Annotated in this window: 15 protein-coding genes; 10 read left to right on the forward strand and 5 right to left on the reverse strand. The window is 48.6% G+C overall.

What is annotated here, in order from left to right; translation table 11 throughout:
- Positions 1-30: 30 nt before the first annotated feature.
- The 4 genes from AC0L4K_RS08045 (at position 31) to AC0L4K_RS08060 (ending at position 4,843) form a co-directional block, all read left to right on the forward strand.
- Entirely contained in the window at positions 31-729 is a 699-nt protein-coding gene (locus AC0L4K_RS08045) for a helix-turn-helix transcriptional regulator (protein ID WP_473268882.1), read from the forward strand.
- A gap of 137 nt (positions 730-866) precedes the next feature.
- Positions 867-2,174, forward strand: coding sequence for an aspartate aminotransferase family protein (locus AC0L4K_RS08050; RefSeq protein ID WP_473268883.1), 1,308 nt, complete (start codon positions 867-869; stop codon positions 2,172-2,174).
- On the forward strand, positions 2,171-3,193 hold the full coding sequence (locus AC0L4K_RS08055; RefSeq protein WP_473268884.1) for a phosphotransferase enzyme family protein: 1,023 nt from the start codon (positions 2,171-2,173) through the stop codon (positions 3,191-3,193). The genes AC0L4K_RS08050 and AC0L4K_RS08055 overlap by 4 nt, the downstream gene beginning before the upstream one ends.
- A 186-nt stretch (positions 3,194-3,379) precedes the next feature.
- Positions 3,380-4,843 (forward strand): NAD-dependent succinate-semialdehyde dehydrogenase, encoded by a 1,464-nt coding sequence (locus tag AC0L4K_RS08060; RefSeq protein ID WP_417224267.1) that lies wholly within the window; start codon positions 3,380-3,382, stop codon positions 4,841-4,843.
- Positions 4,844-4,996: 153 nt separating this feature from the next.
- On the opposite strand, the gene hpaR is transcribed toward AC0L4K_RS08060, so the two are convergent.
- Both hpaR and AC0L4K_RS08070 read right to left on the reverse strand, forming a co-directional pair.
- Positions 4,997-5,419: a homoprotocatechuate degradation operon regulator HpaR gene (gene hpaR, locus AC0L4K_RS08065; protein WP_417224269.1), complete on the reverse strand. Its 423-nt coding sequence runs from the start codon at positions 5,417-5,419 to the stop codon at positions 4,997-4,999.
- Between the two features lie 82 nt (positions 5,420-5,501).
- Positions 5,502-6,353, reverse strand: coding sequence for a DMT family transporter (locus AC0L4K_RS08070; protein WP_473268885.1), 852 nt, complete (start codon positions 6,351-6,353; stop codon positions 5,502-5,504).
- Between the two features lie 176 nt (positions 6,354-6,529).
- Between AC0L4K_RS08070 and AC0L4K_RS08075 the strand changes: the two genes are divergently transcribed.
- Both AC0L4K_RS08075 and rlmF read left to right on the forward strand, forming a co-directional pair.
- Complete coding sequence (locus AC0L4K_RS08075) at positions 6,530-7,093, forward strand: hypothetical protein (RefSeq protein WP_473268886.1); 564 nt, start codon at positions 6,530-6,532, stop codon at positions 7,091-7,093.
- Positions 7,094-7,160: 67 nt separating this feature from the next.
- Positions 7,161-8,129 carry a 23S rRNA (adenine(1618)-N(6))-methyltransferase RlmF gene (gene rlmF, locus AC0L4K_RS08080; protein WP_417224275.1) on the forward strand — a complete coding sequence of 323 codons (969 nt, stop codon included), beginning with the start codon at positions 7,161-7,163 and terminating at the stop codon, positions 8,127-8,129.
- 79 nt (positions 8,130-8,208) lie between these two features.
- On the opposite strand, the gene AC0L4K_RS08085 is transcribed toward rlmF, so the two are convergent.
- Positions 8,209-8,424: a hypothetical protein gene (locus tag AC0L4K_RS08085; protein ID WP_417224276.1), complete on the reverse strand. Its 216-nt coding sequence runs from the start codon at positions 8,422-8,424 to the stop codon at positions 8,209-8,211.
- Between the two features lie 149 nt (positions 8,425-8,573).
- Positions 8,574-10,028: an aminotransferase-like domain-containing protein gene (locus tag AC0L4K_RS08090; protein ID WP_417224278.1), complete on the reverse strand. Its 1,455-nt coding sequence runs from the start codon at positions 10,026-10,028 to the stop codon at positions 8,574-8,576.
- Between the two features lie 166 nt (positions 10,029-10,194).
- Here AC0L4K_RS08090 and AC0L4K_RS08095 point away from each other — a divergent pair, with 166 nt between their 5' ends.
- The 4 genes from AC0L4K_RS08095 to AC0L4K_RS08110 all read left to right on the forward strand — a co-directional run bounded on the left by AC0L4K_RS08095 (position 10,195) and on the right by AC0L4K_RS08110 (position 13,503).
- On the forward strand, positions 10,195-10,452 hold the full coding sequence (locus tag AC0L4K_RS08095) for a DUF1127 domain-containing protein (RefSeq protein ID WP_417224280.1): 258 nt from the start codon (positions 10,195-10,197) through the stop codon (positions 10,450-10,452).
- 84 nt (positions 10,453-10,536) lie between these two features.
- Positions 10,537-11,118: a CBS domain-containing protein gene (locus AC0L4K_RS08100; RefSeq protein WP_473268887.1), complete on the forward strand. Its 582-nt coding sequence runs from the start codon at positions 10,537-10,539 to the stop codon at positions 11,116-11,118.
- A gap of 167 nt (positions 11,119-11,285) precedes the next feature.
- Entirely contained in the window at positions 11,286-12,446 is a 1,161-nt protein-coding gene (locus tag AC0L4K_RS08105) for a type III PLP-dependent enzyme (protein ID WP_417224283.1), read from the forward strand.
- Between the two features lie 151 nt (positions 12,447-12,597).
- The gene (locus tag AC0L4K_RS08110) at positions 12,598-13,503 is read left to right on the forward strand and encodes a GGDEF domain-containing protein (protein ID WP_473268889.1); all 906 of its coding nucleotides are present in this window, start codon (positions 12,598-12,600) and stop codon (positions 13,501-13,503) included.
- Between the two features lie 112 nt (positions 13,504-13,615).
- Here the strand turns inward: AC0L4K_RS08110 and hisC are convergent, their stop codons facing one another.
- On the reverse strand, positions 13,616-14,677 hold the full coding sequence (gene hisC, locus AC0L4K_RS08115) for a histidinol-phosphate transaminase (RefSeq protein ID WP_473268890.1): 1,062 nt from the start codon (positions 14,675-14,677) through the stop codon (positions 13,616-13,618).
- Positions 14,678-15,188: the final 511 nt, after the last annotated feature.

Here is a 15,188-nt window from a genome sequence, read left to right on the forward strand (position 1 = left end):
CTTGCATCGCTAGCCCTGTGGATCAGATATATGACAGCACCTAAATTTCCCAATGAATTTCAGCGAAAAGCGTTAGCCCTGATTAATGATCTAATGCCGTTAAGCGAGTTGGTGTTTTTCTTAGTTGAGCCGGATATGCGCCATCGGGGTGCGGTGGTGTATAAAAGCGGTGCGGATATTGAGAAACAGTATGAAGCGGCCTATAGCCAAATGGACCCGTTAAATCCCGAACGCTTTACCGATCGGGATGATCGGGTGGTAACCTTGGATTCACAGATGTCACCCCACTTATTGAAGCAGACCATCTATTATCAAGAGTTTATGGTGCCCAATAATCATCGTTTTGTGGCGGATATGTTTTTCCGGCATGAGGGACGTATTATTGCGGTATTGACGATGTTGCGTGAAGCGGGGTTGGGCAACTACAGCACCCTTGAACTACGTCTGTTGCGCAGCCTACAGCCGTTCCTCGAATACAGTTTAAATGCGGTATATCTGCCGCATCGCAATAATGAACGACAGTCTATTACCGATCATTATGCACTAACCGAACGGGAACTCGATGTGCTTGAGTTATTGTTAAGTGGCTCGAGTAATAAAGAGATTGCCTTGGCGCTCGGCCTCGGGCTTGCCACAATTAAAACCCATCTACATAACATCTTTCAAAAAGTCTCGGTGCAATCTCGCAGCGAACTGATCGCCAAGGTTTTACCGTTGTTGCAGCTGTAACGCCGCCACAAATTAAGCTCTTCTTGCCAGTAATGTTTTCGCTTCCACCTTTTGATGGATGCCCGATTCAGCTTCTAAATTAGATACTCCTGTCAGCACTCATCAGGGCCAGTCCTGATGTCAGACAGGATAATAAAATGCTGAACACTGTAAATACCGAATTGTTACACCGTCGTTTTAAAGTGATGGGTAAAAGCTCGCCACTATTTTATGAACGTCCTCTGCAGTTGGTACGAGGGGAAGGGGTTTGGTTATTTGACCCTGAAGGCAACCGCTATCTGGATGTCTACAATAACGTCCCCCATGTTGGCCACTGTCACCCGAAGGTGGTGGCCGCACTGCATCAGCAGGCGAGCACGCTCAATATTCATACACGTTATCTGCATAACAATATCGTCGAGTATATGGAGCGGCTGACGGCCAGCTTTGGCGAAGACTTATCCATGGCAATGCTGACCTGTACGGGTAGCGAAGCGAATGAATTAGCACTGCGAATGGCCCGTTTTTGTACCGGTCATCAGGGCATTATCGTTACCGATTTTGCCTATCACGGAAATACCGAGGCGGTGGCCGAACTAGGTACCGGTTTTATGCCGGAAGCCAAACTGACAAAGCGGGTTAAATCCTTTGCTATACCGGATTCTTATCGTGGCGTGAGTGGGGTTGATGAAGCGGATTTAGCGGATCGCTATGTCGCTCAAGTACAGCAAGCAATTGATGAGTTTGAAGCCGAAGGGATTAAGGTGGCAGGGATGTTGGTGTGCCCTGATTTTGCTAATGAAGGCCTATTAACCGTACCCAAGGGATTCCTTGAGCGAGCCACAGCGTTGGTACGCAGAGCTGGTGGCGTGTTGATTGCCGATGAAGTACAAGCGGGTTTTGGTCGCAGTGGGAAACATATGTGGGCCCATCAATGGTATGACCTGACACCGGACATCGTCACCTTGGGTAAACCGATGGGCAATGGTCACCCTTTGGCTGGGGTAGTCGCCCGTGGGGATATGATTGAAGCCTTTAGTCAACAAGCGATGTATTTTAATACCTTTGGGGGAACACCCGTCTCCTGTGCTGTGGGTATGGCGGTGTTAGATGTGTTAGCAGAAGAGCGGTTAATGGAAAACGCCGTTTCTACCGGTGCCTATGTGAGCGCTGGGCTGCGTAAGTTACAGCAGACATATTCGCTCATCGGTGATGTCCGGGATCTCGGAATGTTCTTTGCCGTTGAGCTGGTGCAGGACTTAACCACTAAGCAGCCCGCCATTGCAGAAGCTCGCCGAATCATCAATTTGATGCGCGAACGGGGCGTGTTGATCAGCACTATTGGGGTTTACGATTCCATCTTGAAACTGCGCCCGCCGATGCCGTTTCAGCCTGAACATGCGGATATTCTTCTTTCGACCTTGGATGAAGTGCTGTACCTAGTCAGTCAGGAGGCCAACGGATGAGTTGTTTTTATAGCTTAAGCCCGGCTCAGCAGGTTGACCGGCTACAGTCGTTAGCGGTGCAGGCATTATCACACTGGCCTTTCGATGTGGCGCAGATCGAACCGATTAAATATCGGGAGAATGCTGTATTTGAGGTGCTCACCACCGAAGGGGGGCGCTATGCACTGCGTATCCACCGACCGGGTTATCATAATACTAGGGCGCTGCATTCAGAGTTGCAGTGGATGGCGGCACTGATTGATGCCGGGGTGCTGGTGCCTGAAGTGATACCTACGGCAAACGGGGAACTACTGGTCACTGAACAGGTTGGTGCTGTGCCGGAACCGCGTCAGATCGACCTATTTGCTTGGATCGAGGGCGCTCCGCTGGGGTGTGTTGAGCATGGTGTGAGTGATGATATCGAACAGCTGGCCCAGTTGTATGGAGCGATTGGTGAAACTGCGGCCCGGTTGCATAATCAGGCTTGTGATTGGTCGCTGCCCGATGGTTTTGAACGTCATGCGTGGGATTGTGACGGTTTGGTGGGTGAACAGCCTTTTTGGGGGCGTTTCTGGGAGCTGGAGTTACTGACCGCCGAACAGCAGGCGTTGATTATCGCGGCGCGAATGAAGGTACAGCAGCAGTTAGAGCCGTTACCCAAGAACGAGCAAAATTTCAGTATGATCCATGCGGATTTTGTACCGGAAAACTTGATCGCTGATGGTGTTGGGGTGCGCTTACTGGATTTTGATGATGCAGGTTTTGGCTGGCATATGTTCGAGCTGGCCACAGCGCTCTATTTTATTGTCGATGAAAAGGGCTATGAGACCGCGAAAGCGGCATTGGTTGATGGTTATCGACAGCAGCGCGCGCTGAGTGATAGCGACCTAGCCCAGTTAGAACTTTTTCTAACGGCCCGTGGTTTTACCTATCTTGGCTGGATACGCAGCCGTCAGGAGACCGAAACCGCGCAAGCTTTAGCACCAGAATTGATTCGCCGCGCTTGCCAACAGGCCGAGCGGTTTCTAGCGGCGTACTAAGGTTTTCAGTAAACAACTAGGCTGCAGGGGTAAACCAAGGCGTGGCCTTCGGGATCGTTGGAAAGCGCTAAATTACGATATCAACTTAACATGTTAACTAATATTGTGTATTATCGACCCATAGATCGATTCCAATGGGTCGGTGCCAACGGGACACGCTGCCCGATAACGTTAAACGAGATTGCTATGAAATTAGAATTGAATGACAGCTCTTTGCTAAAGACTAAAGCGTTTATTAATGGGCAGTGGGTTGATGGTGATACGGGCGAAAGCTTCTCTGTATTGAACCCTGCAACCGGTGCAGTGGTGGCTGAAGTCGCCAGTGTTGGCCAAGCGGAAACCGCTCGCGCGATTGCTGCGGCGGATGCCGCGATGCAGAGCTGGAAAGCACTGCCCGCCGGTCAACGTTCTGAGGTGTTGGAGCGCTGGCACGGGCTGATTATCGACAATATTGATGATCTAGCGGCGATTATGACGATTGAACAGGGTAAACCTGTATTTGAATCCAAAGGTGAGGTGCTTTATGGCGCTTCTTATCTGAAATGGTTTGCCGAAGAAGGCAAGCGCATCTATGGCGACATTCTGCCATCGGCAGGTGACCGTCGTAGTATTGTAATCAAGCAACCGGTGGGTGTGGTCGCGGCCATTACACCTTGGAACTTCCCTAATGCGATGATCACCCGTAAGGCGGCACCCGCTTTGGCTGCTGGCTGTGCTATCGTGTTGAAGCCTGCCGGAGAGACACCATTGTCGGCATTGGCATTGGCAGAGTTGGCTAATCGTGCAGGGTTGCCTGCCGGCCTGTTTAGCGTGCTGCCGAGCGCTCGTTCTTCTTCCGTGGGTGGCGAAATGACATCGAACCCAACGGTTAAAAAGCTGACCTTCACCGGCTCTACTCCCGTGGGTAAATTGCTGATGAAGCAGTGCGCCGATACGGTAAAGCGGACCTCTATGGAGTTAGGTGGTAACGCGCCAGTTATTATCTTTGATGATGCGGATCTCGATCTGGCGGTCAAAGGAGCGTTGATCTCTAAATACCGCAACTCAGGTCAGACCTGTATCTGTGCTAACCGGTTGTTGGTTCAGGAAGGTATCTATGATGCGTTCGTTGAGAAATTTGCGGAAGCGGTTAACGCGTTTCGCTTAGGCTTTGGCTTCGATGCCGATACCACTCATGGCCCAGTTGTCTCGCAAAAAGCGTTGGGTGATATTGATAACATTGTGCAGAATGCCGTTAAGCAGGGTGCTAATGTGGTGACCGGTGGTAAACCATCCGAGTTGGGTAACTGCTTCTATGAGCCGACTATACTGACCAATGTAAATGACAGCATGAATATCTTCTCTGAAGAGATCTTTGGCCCGGTTGCGCCGGTGTTTAAGTTCAGTACTGAAGAGCAAGCGATTTCGATGGCTAACGATACCGAGTTTGGTTTGGCGGCTTACGTGTTTACTGAAAATGTCGGTCGTATCTGGCGCGTATCTGAAGGGATCGAATATGGCATGGTGGGCGTCAATGAGACGGCGATCAGCTCTGAAGTGATCCCTTTTGGTGGGGTGAAAGAATCCGGTCAGGGTCGCGAAGGCTCTAAATATGGTTTGGATGACTATTTAGAAACTAAATATATCTGTATGGGTGGTTTGCAGCGTTAATTTACCGCTGCTGTTGACACTCAATTATTGCTAAAAAAAGCCGCCGATCAGAAGATCCGCGGCTTTTTTTGCGTCATGTGAACCGAGCTGTTTAATCCGCTGGCGGCATTCTTAAGCGCTAGGTCACTCGTATGAATGCTGTTGCTAAAGCGGTTAGACCTTCAGATCAGCCAGTTCTTTGAGTAATTTTGTCAGCTGTTCCATTTTTTCTTCACCATATAGCTCGGTAAAGGCTTGATACTGCGTTTCCACATCGGGGCTAAGTCGTTCAAATAGATCGAGGGCTTTATCGGTGAGACTCAGCAGAGTGCGGCGCTGATCTTCGTCCGATTTTTTACGTTTAATATAACCCTGTTGTTCCAGACGTTTGATAATGCCTGTCAGGCTAGGACTAAGAATACAGCAGTGCTCGGCCAGTTGTTTTGACTCTAGCTCTTGGAATGCCTTGAGCGCTCTGAGTACTCGCCATTGTTGTTCGGTTACATTATTTTCCTGCAGTAGCGGCCGAAATAGCGCCATGGCCGTTTCACGGGCTTTAAGCAGTTGCAGGGGTAAAGAGTCTTCAAATTTACGCATATATTTATTCTTAATATCTAAACTAATTACGCCATTCTTACTATTCGTCGCGGTCGATGCAAATGTTTTTTACACTGAGTGGTTAACGAGACTGGCGCCGCCACTGGATATAGCCGTGAATCAATAGGGTGACAATGACGAGAGTGCCACCTTGCAGGGCCGCACGACTGGGCTCTTCATTGAGGAAAAACCAGACTAGCAACGGCCCGCAGGCGGTTTCTAATAGCATTAGCATCCCGACTTCTGCAGCTGAAATACGGGTTGGCCCGATGGTGATGAGGACAAAGGCGATGGGAATAATAATCACGCAGAGTAAGAGCATCCACCCCCAATCCGTTCCGGAAAGGGCCAACGGGGATGCCCCGAACAGGCTAATAACACTGATGAGTAGACCTGAGGTAATCAGCGCGGGTGTCATATCCCGGTGTTTGACTGAACGGTCATTAACAAATTTGCCGGCGAGCATGATGCCACAGAGCAGCGCCATCAGATCGCCTTCCATATTTGGACTGGACCACGAGTCTTTCATCACCCAGCCAATCCCTAACATAGAGATGGCAATAGCGAGCCAGGTAATGGGAGCTGAGCGCTCACCAATAAATACCCGGGCGATAATCGCAGCAAACAATGGCTGAGCGCTGATAATAACCAATACGTTGGCCACAGAGGTGTTGTGGATTGCACTGACAAACAAAATGGAGCTAAGGGTAAATAACAGTGTCGAACGAATGCTGGCCGAGTCACGATAAAAAAGCGGTTTACCGGGATAACGGTATCGACACCAGAGCGCTACCATCAGGCTCATCATCAAACCGCGCCAAAATAGCAGGCTAAAGGACTCCACTTGAATCAGCCGAATCAGCAGTGCATCGAAGCTGAGTATCAGCACCCCGAGAGAGGTTAGGAGAAACCCTTTTAAGTAATCAGTATCCATTAAATCCCTTTATTGATTCATTATTGTTATGTGAATAGCTGTTGGCATTGTTTGCGGCATTGTATCCGTATTATTACCAAACTGCAGCGCTGGCATGCACTAAAACAGTACGTAAGTATCATAGAGGTCCTGTGTGAGGCTTCTACACTGGATGGATGCCATTGGAGGAGTCAGTGATGAGAAAGCGATTAGCCAGATTAATGCTGTCAGCCATACTGTTATGTCCGTTAACAGCGGCGTGGGGAGAAGGCTTAAGTGAAGGTGAGAAAGGCATCTATTTACAGCAGTTCGATGGTGCTGAGCAGCGTATCGGTACGATTGTTTTTACCGTAGCCGGGAAGGCCGCGTTTACTTATCGTATCCATCTGGACCTGCACCTATTTAAGGATTATTTCCTTTCAATGAAAGAGATGAAGTGTCTAGAAGGGCCTGAGCTGTGGTGCTTTATTCCTTATCCCTATCGTCAGCCTGCGAGGGTCAGTGCGGATGATCTGCGCTGGCTGGAACATGACCTGCTATTTATGTTTAAAAAACCGGCCGCTTTTGGGGCCAATTTTTGGAATGGTATCTATTACAAGATGGTGGTTACCGAGCCCGGTGTGCGCGGCGAAGCCCATGCCCTTGACCTCAATCTACTGGCATCACCGCCGAGCGACCTGAGCCAGCCGCCAATGGGTGAGTTCGATATTGAGACGGCGGATCTCGAAAAACGCTGGTTGCCCTATATTGAAATCCGATGATAGGCCTCTTTTGTCCTGAGTTAGGATACAATGCTTGGTTTTCAATGCAGCAGGGTTATTTTAGATTATGGCTAAACAACAAGCGCGTCGCGGGCAGAACGTTAAGCGGCTACATCCCCGTAACCCTCATCAGGGCCGGTATGACTTCGATAAGCTTTGCCAGCTCTGTGCCGATCTAAAACCCTGCCTTATCGTTAACCGTGCCGGTGATCCGAGTATCGATTTTCATGATCCGGTGGCGGTTAAAGCACTTAATAAAGCGCTGTTGATGCAACGCTATGGGGTTCAGTTTTGGGATATTCCAGCCGGTTATCTTTGCCCGCCGATTCCAGGGCGAGCCGATTACATCCACTATTTAGCCGATGAACTCGCAGCAGATAATGGCGGTGTCGTACCTGAAGGCCGGATGGTGCAAGGTTTGGACATCGGTGTTGGGGCCAACTGTATCTATCCTGTGATTGGCAACCGCAGCTATGGTTGGCAGTTTGTTGGCACCGATATTGATCCCGTATCGGTGAACACGGCTAATCTCATCGCCGAGGCGAACCCTTCCCTGAAAGGTCAGATAGAGTGTCGTTTGCAGAGCGAAGCCAAACGTATTTTCAAAGGAGTGGTCAAACTTTCAGATCGGTTTGATTTTACCCTGTGTAACCCGCCTTTTCATGGTTCTGCACAGGAATGTGAGGCGGCTAATCGTCGTAAACAGCGCAACCTAGGCCAAGCGGCCGACAAAGCGCACCTGAATTTTGGTGGGCAGAGTAATGAGTTATGGTGTTCTGGCGGTGAGCTAGCTTTTATTAATCGAATGATTATTGAAAGCCGCAGCGTGGCTGAGCAGTGTTATATGTTTAGTTGTCTGGTTTCTAAGCAGGACAATATTCCTCAGCTTAAAGCGGCGCTACAAAAAGCCGGTGCCAGACGAATTAAAGAGGTGGCGATGTCGCAGGGGCAAAAGCAGAGCCGCCTATTATTGTGGACCTTCCAATCGCAACAAGCGCAAGCGCAGTGGCGTGAGGATTACTGGGGCGACAAATAATCTATCGCCTCAGTCCATTGTTGTTAATGGGGTGTTTGATGAAGGCGGGGCAGCGATGTTAGTGCAAACGGCGGTCTCGCTAGTGCCGTTGTTGCAGTAATTTAGCTGTGTTTTCGAGTTCTTCCATATAATTGAGTAGGTCTTCGCTCATGATGTCTGGGTGAGCGTTAAGCAGTTTCTTGAGTGTTTCTAAGGGTGCTGGTGACCCTTGATGTATGTTACTGGTTATTGCTAGTAATAGAGAGGTGAGTACCTCGAGACTTTTTACGCGTGACTCCAGGTTATATCCATCCACATTCAATCCCCCTTGGATTGTCATAATACACACGACAGTCCGTTTCCCAACGGACTGGCTCCTGACATATAAATGAGTGTAGTCAAAAAATGCTGATTGTGGGGGAAATATCATGAGATGTTTTCACGTGCATTTTCGGCCAAAGTGTCTTAACACGGGTGGTTCAGCGAAGCGGGTTCTGGCAGCAAAGCTTGGGATTGAATCTCTTTACAGAGTCGTCCAAGGGTCTTAATGGCTTTTTCCATCGACGGGTGGGCACTGTTTACCACACTGATGCGCATATAGTTTTTGTATTTGCCGGAGGCCGAAAATAGCGTACCCGGTGCAATACTGATGCCCTCTAAACGTGCCTGACGATTAAGTTCATTGGCATCGACCTGCTCGGGCAACTCTACCCAGAGTAGATAACCTCCTTGGGGGTAACTGATGCGGGTGCCCTCGGGCATATCGCGTTTTAGCCAACCGATTGTGGCATCACGATCCCGAAGATAGTTGATGCGCGTTTTACGCAGGTGTTTTTCGTAATAGCCCTGGGCGATAAACTCAGCAACGGCCATCTGTGTCAGCTTCGGCGTAGACAGGCTTGAGAGGTATTTCACCATCATAATATGATCGCGGTAACGCCCCGGAGCTATCCAGCCGACCCGAATGCCGGGGGCGATCGATTTAGAAAAAGAGGAGCAAAGAATAACCCGGCCTTGGGTGTCGAATGATTTGACCGTGCGCGGCCGGGGCAGGGTATAGCTTAGGTCACCGTACACATCATCCTCAATCAGTGGAATATCATAGCGATTTAGCAGCTCCAACAGCCGTAGTTTATGGCTGTCTGGCATCGAATACCCCAGCGGGTTATTGTTGGTCGGTGTTAGCAGGCACGCTTTAATCGGCCACTGTTCGAAGGCCATTTCGAGGGCTTCAAGGGAGATGCCGGTTTCCGGATTGGTGGGAATCTCTAATGCCTTCACACCGTTAATCTTGATCGCTTGCACCGAGCCAAAAAAGCTGGGCGAATCAACCACCACAATATCACCGGGTTCGGTGACTGCTCGCAGGCTACAGGAGAGAGCTTCTTGGCAACCGGAGGTGATAATAATCTCGTCGGGATGAACTCGACAACCTGAATCCACCATTACCCTGGCAATCTGATGACGCAGTGGGTCTGAGCCTGCGGCGAGTTCATAATCAAGAATGTTGCAGTTGGCATTTCGGCTCAGTTCGGACATTAAGCGGGTTAAGGGTTTTAGTGTCGGCGCTTGGGTATCCGGTAGTGCTAGGCTTAACTTAGTGGCGGTGTGGTTGCCATACTCGTTAATCATATCCTTTAGCTTTTGCCAGTGAGCAACAACCAGTGGCTGAGGTGCGGGATTGCTGGTGGCGGGGAGTTCCGGGGGCGTCTGTTGTAATAGTACGTAGTATCCAGACTTAGGGCGAGACTCAATAATTCCAGCATCGATCAGTAGGCCATAGGCTTCCTGTACGGTCGAAATACTGACGCCGTGCTCCTGACTCAGGCCGCGCACAGAGGGAAGTTTATCGCCTTCGTGATAGTAACCCAGATCGATCCGGTCTTTTACCGTGGATGCTACCTGCTCATACAGTTTCATTGAATATGCTCCGATACAGCGTTAAAAACAGTACAGTTCTAAGTCAGTATGTCCATACAGATCGATGAGTTAGAAATCTGTGTTGCTCTTATAAAAAGTATTTTGAATCTGTCATGGTATCAGATTAGTCCTTAAACTGAAGCTCTATTATCAGGAGGGACTCACCATGTCTAAGTTAGTTACCCAGTTGCAACACTATCGGCAGGCTTACGCGAGCCGGCGTTTACTCATTGGCCTAGATGACCATTTGCTGAAAGATATCGGCCTAACCCGAGCAGAGGCGTTACATGAAGCTCGGCGACCTTTCTGGGATCTAAAACAAGCGACGCGTGAGGTTGTTCACCCTCAGGGGCTGATGGTTTATAGCGTTGCATCCTGTGTGTTAGTTGCAGGATTAGGATTAACCATTGGTCTGACTTTTTAAGCTTAAGTGATTAATAACTGGCGATTTAGTCGATATCAGCACTATGCTGTAGGGGCATTATAAAAATAATATTAGGAGGTGCCTGTGTCTCAGGAATTCTACCCATTACGTTTACAGGATAATTGCGATGTTGAACATCTGCTGGCACCGGAGCAGAATCAGCAACCTTTCAGTGTGCGTAACCCTGCAATTGAAGTGATGACCGATTTCAGCGTCGTAACACCGGTAACGGTAACCGAAGGGGTGTCGATTGATGATGCCTTGGAAAGAATGAAAAGCCAGCATGTGCGTTTACTGTTTGTGATCACCCTAGCGGGTAAGTTTGTCGGTGTGATCAGTTCCCATGATATTGCCGATAACAAGGCGATTGTGCATATGCAGAATCATGGGGTGACTCGGGATGAGGTGTCCGTCGGGCATATTATGTTGCATAAAGAACATCTACAGTCCCTGACCTTCGACCAAGTGACCCATTCACGTATTGGCGACATTATGCTGACGCTTAAGAGTTCGGGGGGCAGCATTTGTTGGTTGTCGATGAATCCGAACTGGGTATTAAACGTATTCGCGGGATTATCTCCGCTAGTGATGTATCCCGTAAACTGCGGGTGGGATTCGATATTATGTATGAGGCTAAATCCTTTGCTGAGATCGAAAAAATTATAACTCAGGGTAGTGATTCGGTTATTTGATTATAAGCACGAAAAAAATACCGTTTCCGTCTAAAATTATCTTTACAGAGGGTGCGTTTTAACTATACTCCGCGTTTTCTCATGGAGTTGAAACGCTCCACTTTTCCGCCGGATAAACCGGCAGGAGTACAGGTAAACATAGTGATTAAATTGCCGGATCATATCTCTGCTGAAAAATGGGCTCGCTTGAAAGAGGCTGCCGATCAGCATCAGACACCCTTTCAGTTAATTGATTTGCAGACCATTGCAGAAAAGTATCAAGAGCTGAAAAATGGATTTGATTTTGCGTCTATCTACTATGCGGTGAAAGCTAACCCTCATCCGCAAATTGTGGAGCTGCTGGCCGGCTTAGGGTCTAGCTTTGATATCGCATCGATCTATGAACTGGATCAAGTATTGTCCCATAACGTCAGCCCTGACCGGGTTAGCTATGGCAATACGATTAAGAAGCGTGAAGATATCCGTTATTTTTACGAAAAAGGTGTACGGTTGTTTGCCACCGATTCTGAAGAAGATCTGAAAAATATCGCCGAATATGCACCAGGCTCTCGGGTGTATATCCGCATTCAAACCGAAGGTGCTGAAGGCGCAGATTGGCCGTTGTCCCGTAAGTTTGGCTGCAATCCCGATATGGCGATCGACTTGGCGGTCTTGGCGAAGAAGTTAAAACTTGAACCGTATGGTATCTCTTTCCATGTAGGCTCTCAGCAGCGCCTGATTGATGTATGGGATGCGGCGATTGCTAAGGTTAAGGTGATTTTTGAGCGGTTGCGCAGTGAATATGCAATTCAGCTGCGTTTAATCAATATGGGCGGTGGTTTCCCGGCCCAATACCTAACCAAAGCGAACGATTTTTCCGTTTACTGTGAAGAGATTACCCGTTATCTGACCGAAGATTTTGGTGATAATCCACCGCAAATCATCCTCGAGCCGGGACGTTCGTTGGTCGGTGATAGCGGTTTGTTAGTGAGTGAAGTAGTACTGATTTCACGTAAATCCCATACTGCGTTGAATCGTTGGGTGTATACCGATGTGGGTCTGTTTAATGGACTGATCGAAACACTTGGTGAAGCGATTAAGTTTCCCTTGGAAACCGAGCGGGATGGCGAAACGGAAGCTGTGGTATTGGCCGGGCCTACCTGTGATAGCATGGATATCATGTACGAAAACTTTAAGTATGAGTTGCCGCTGTCGTTGGAAATCGGTGATCGGATTTATTGGTTCTCGACCGGGGCTTATACCACCAGTTACAGTTCGATTGAGTTTAATGGCTTCCCGCCGCTGAAATGTTTCTGCATCTGATTTAGTCACACGGCTTTCAGGAAAACCCGCTTCGGCGGGTTTTTTGTTATTTAATATTGATTTATATGCCCATTATCAGCACTCGCCCTTCAGGTCGATTGGTTGGCTATGCTATAAGTTAACTATCACACGTGTTGCCAGTGGAGTTACCATGAACAAAAATCAAATTCTTCAAACCCGCATTGATGCACTACTCAATGTGCTGTCTGAAGATGTGCTGATTTTAAGCCAGCAAGGCACCATTATTTTTTCATCTCATGCCGAATCGGCGTTACCCTGGGGCGCGAGCGAAGCACTCATCGGTAAGAACCTAACCGATATCTTTCCCGAATCACTCGCAGCGTTGTTTCAAGGAATGGTCGATCAGTCGCTTAGCTTGAATCAGCTGCGGGTGAAAGAGATGTTGTTTGATCCTAAAGAGATCAGCTATCTGCAGCAACAGGGCATGGAGCATAGCTGCTGGGTTGAAGTGCGTATGGCCCCTTCAGCTGGGGATGAGCCGAGCGTTGTTTGTCGAATCGAAGACATTAGTCGGCGTAAAGAGGCGCAGCGGGAGGTGCCGCCGGTGCAACGGGACTTGCTGACCGGTATGTACAATCGTCGCGCGTTGATGCCAGTGTTGGCGCAATCGATCGCGCAGGCGGTACGCTATGACTGGACCTGTAGCTTGATGTTGGTGAATGTTGATCAGTTACAACAGATAAATAATGAACAGGGTTGGGATGTCGGCGATCAGCTGCTTAAACGCTTGGCTGAATCATTGAATAGTCTGAAACGAACCGCCGATTTTCTCGCCCGGGTGGGGGAAGATTGCTTTGCTATCCTGTTGCCTGAAACCAACGCGGAACAGGGCATACTCACCGCTGAGCGGGTGCGTAACCGGGTTGCGGATCTATCGGCGCAACATCTGGGCACGGATGTTAGCTTTACTGTCAGTATCGGTGTTTCCACCTTAGTCGGCGAAGAAGACAGTGCTGAGGAGATGTTTAATCGGGCTGAGGATTGCTTGCAACTGGCGAAACAAAAGGGTGGCAATAAAATTAGTGGTAGTGAGTGAGCGCCACTGTAAGGCGATCTGGCGAGGAGCGTCGCTAGAGCTCGGCATTAAACAGTAAAGCAGCCTAAGGGCTGCTTTACTGCGTTATGGACCTAGGTACTAGAACTAGATACTAGAGGCTAGGGTGTTGCTTTAGTGTTTCAATCAGACTGTGCATCTCAGCTTGGGTGCCGATGGTAATACGCAGATAGTTCTCGATACCCGGTTTACTAAAGTGTCGCACCAGTAGGTTGTTGCTACGCAAATACTGCATCAGCTCTTCGCCACTGAGTGAGTTGTGACGAGCAAACACAAAGTTAGTTTTTGATGGGATGACGGTAAAACCCAGTTGTTCTAAGGCGTTGTGAGTCCATTCACGGCAGGCAATAATCTTCTGCGTGGTTTCTTCGAAGTAGGCAACATCTTCCAGTGCTGCAACAGCACCGACAATCGCAATGCTATCCAATGGGTAAGAGTTGAATGAATTTTTTACCCGTTCGAGGCCAGCAATAAGATCTTTATGCCCCAGTGCAAAGCCAATTCTCAAACCCGCTAAACTGCGTGATTTAGAAAAGGTCTGAATGATCAACACATTATCATAGCGGCGGCTCAGTTCAACGGCTGATTCACCGCCGAAGTCGATATAGGCTTCATCGACGATTACCAGTGACTCGGTGTTTTTTTGCAGCAATGCTTCGATGGTGTCCAGCGAGGTGAGTCGACCGGTTGGGGCGTTGGGGTTGGCAAAGATGATCCCGCCGTTAGGTTGATCATAGGCGGCGAAATCGATCTCAAACTGATCGGTTAGTGGGATTTGACGGTAATCAATATCATATAGGTTGCAATAGACATCGTAGAAGCTGTAGGTCGTTTCCGGCAGTAGCAGTGGCTTGTCTTGACGGAAAAACGCCATAAAGGCTAATGCTAGTACTTCATCCGAGCCGTTGCCAACAAAGATATTATCGTAGGCTAGCTGGAAATGATCCGCTAGTGATTGCTTCAGCGCGGTGGCATCGGGGTCGCAATAGAGGCGTAGACGATCTTTAGGGTAGTTATTGATTGCCTCAGTGACCTTCGGTGAAGGCGGATAAGGATTTTCGTTGGTATTCAGTTTGATTAGATTATCAACTTTTGGCTGCTCACCCGGAACGTAAGGGGTCAGTTGGCTGATAGCCGGGCTCCAGTATTTACTCATGATGAAGGCTGTGTCGCTCTATAGGATGTTTGCGTGAAGTGAGCGGCTGATGTTATGCCGCGCTGTTGGCCCTAGCATATCAAATAGAGGATCAATCTCGCTATACCGTTTCGTTTTCCCTGAGGATTTCATTACTGAAAACTAACAGACATAAAAAAACTGCCCGGTGGGAAGGGGGCCGCCGGGCAGTTCAGATGTAGCATATAACGTTGATGTATATATATAGAGGGGCTTATTCAGATAAAGTTCAGCGCCAATCGCATTTTTATTAAATTAATTTTGTGGTCTGTATTTTTCACTGGACATAAAAAAACTGCCCGGTGGGAAGGGGTTCCGCCGGGCAGTTCAGATGTTGCGTAGTACGTTGATGTATTAATTTAGAGACGCATGTACGGGTAAAGTTCACAAAAAAGATAAAATATTTAAAAATAATTTTATCTCATTGATTTTTATGGTTTTAATTTGGTTTCTAAGCCCTGCGTCGCGCTTAAGTTAACAATAAGCCCTGATC

The sequence above is a fragment of the Amphritea sp. GJ51-11 genome, assembly GCF_055808735.1.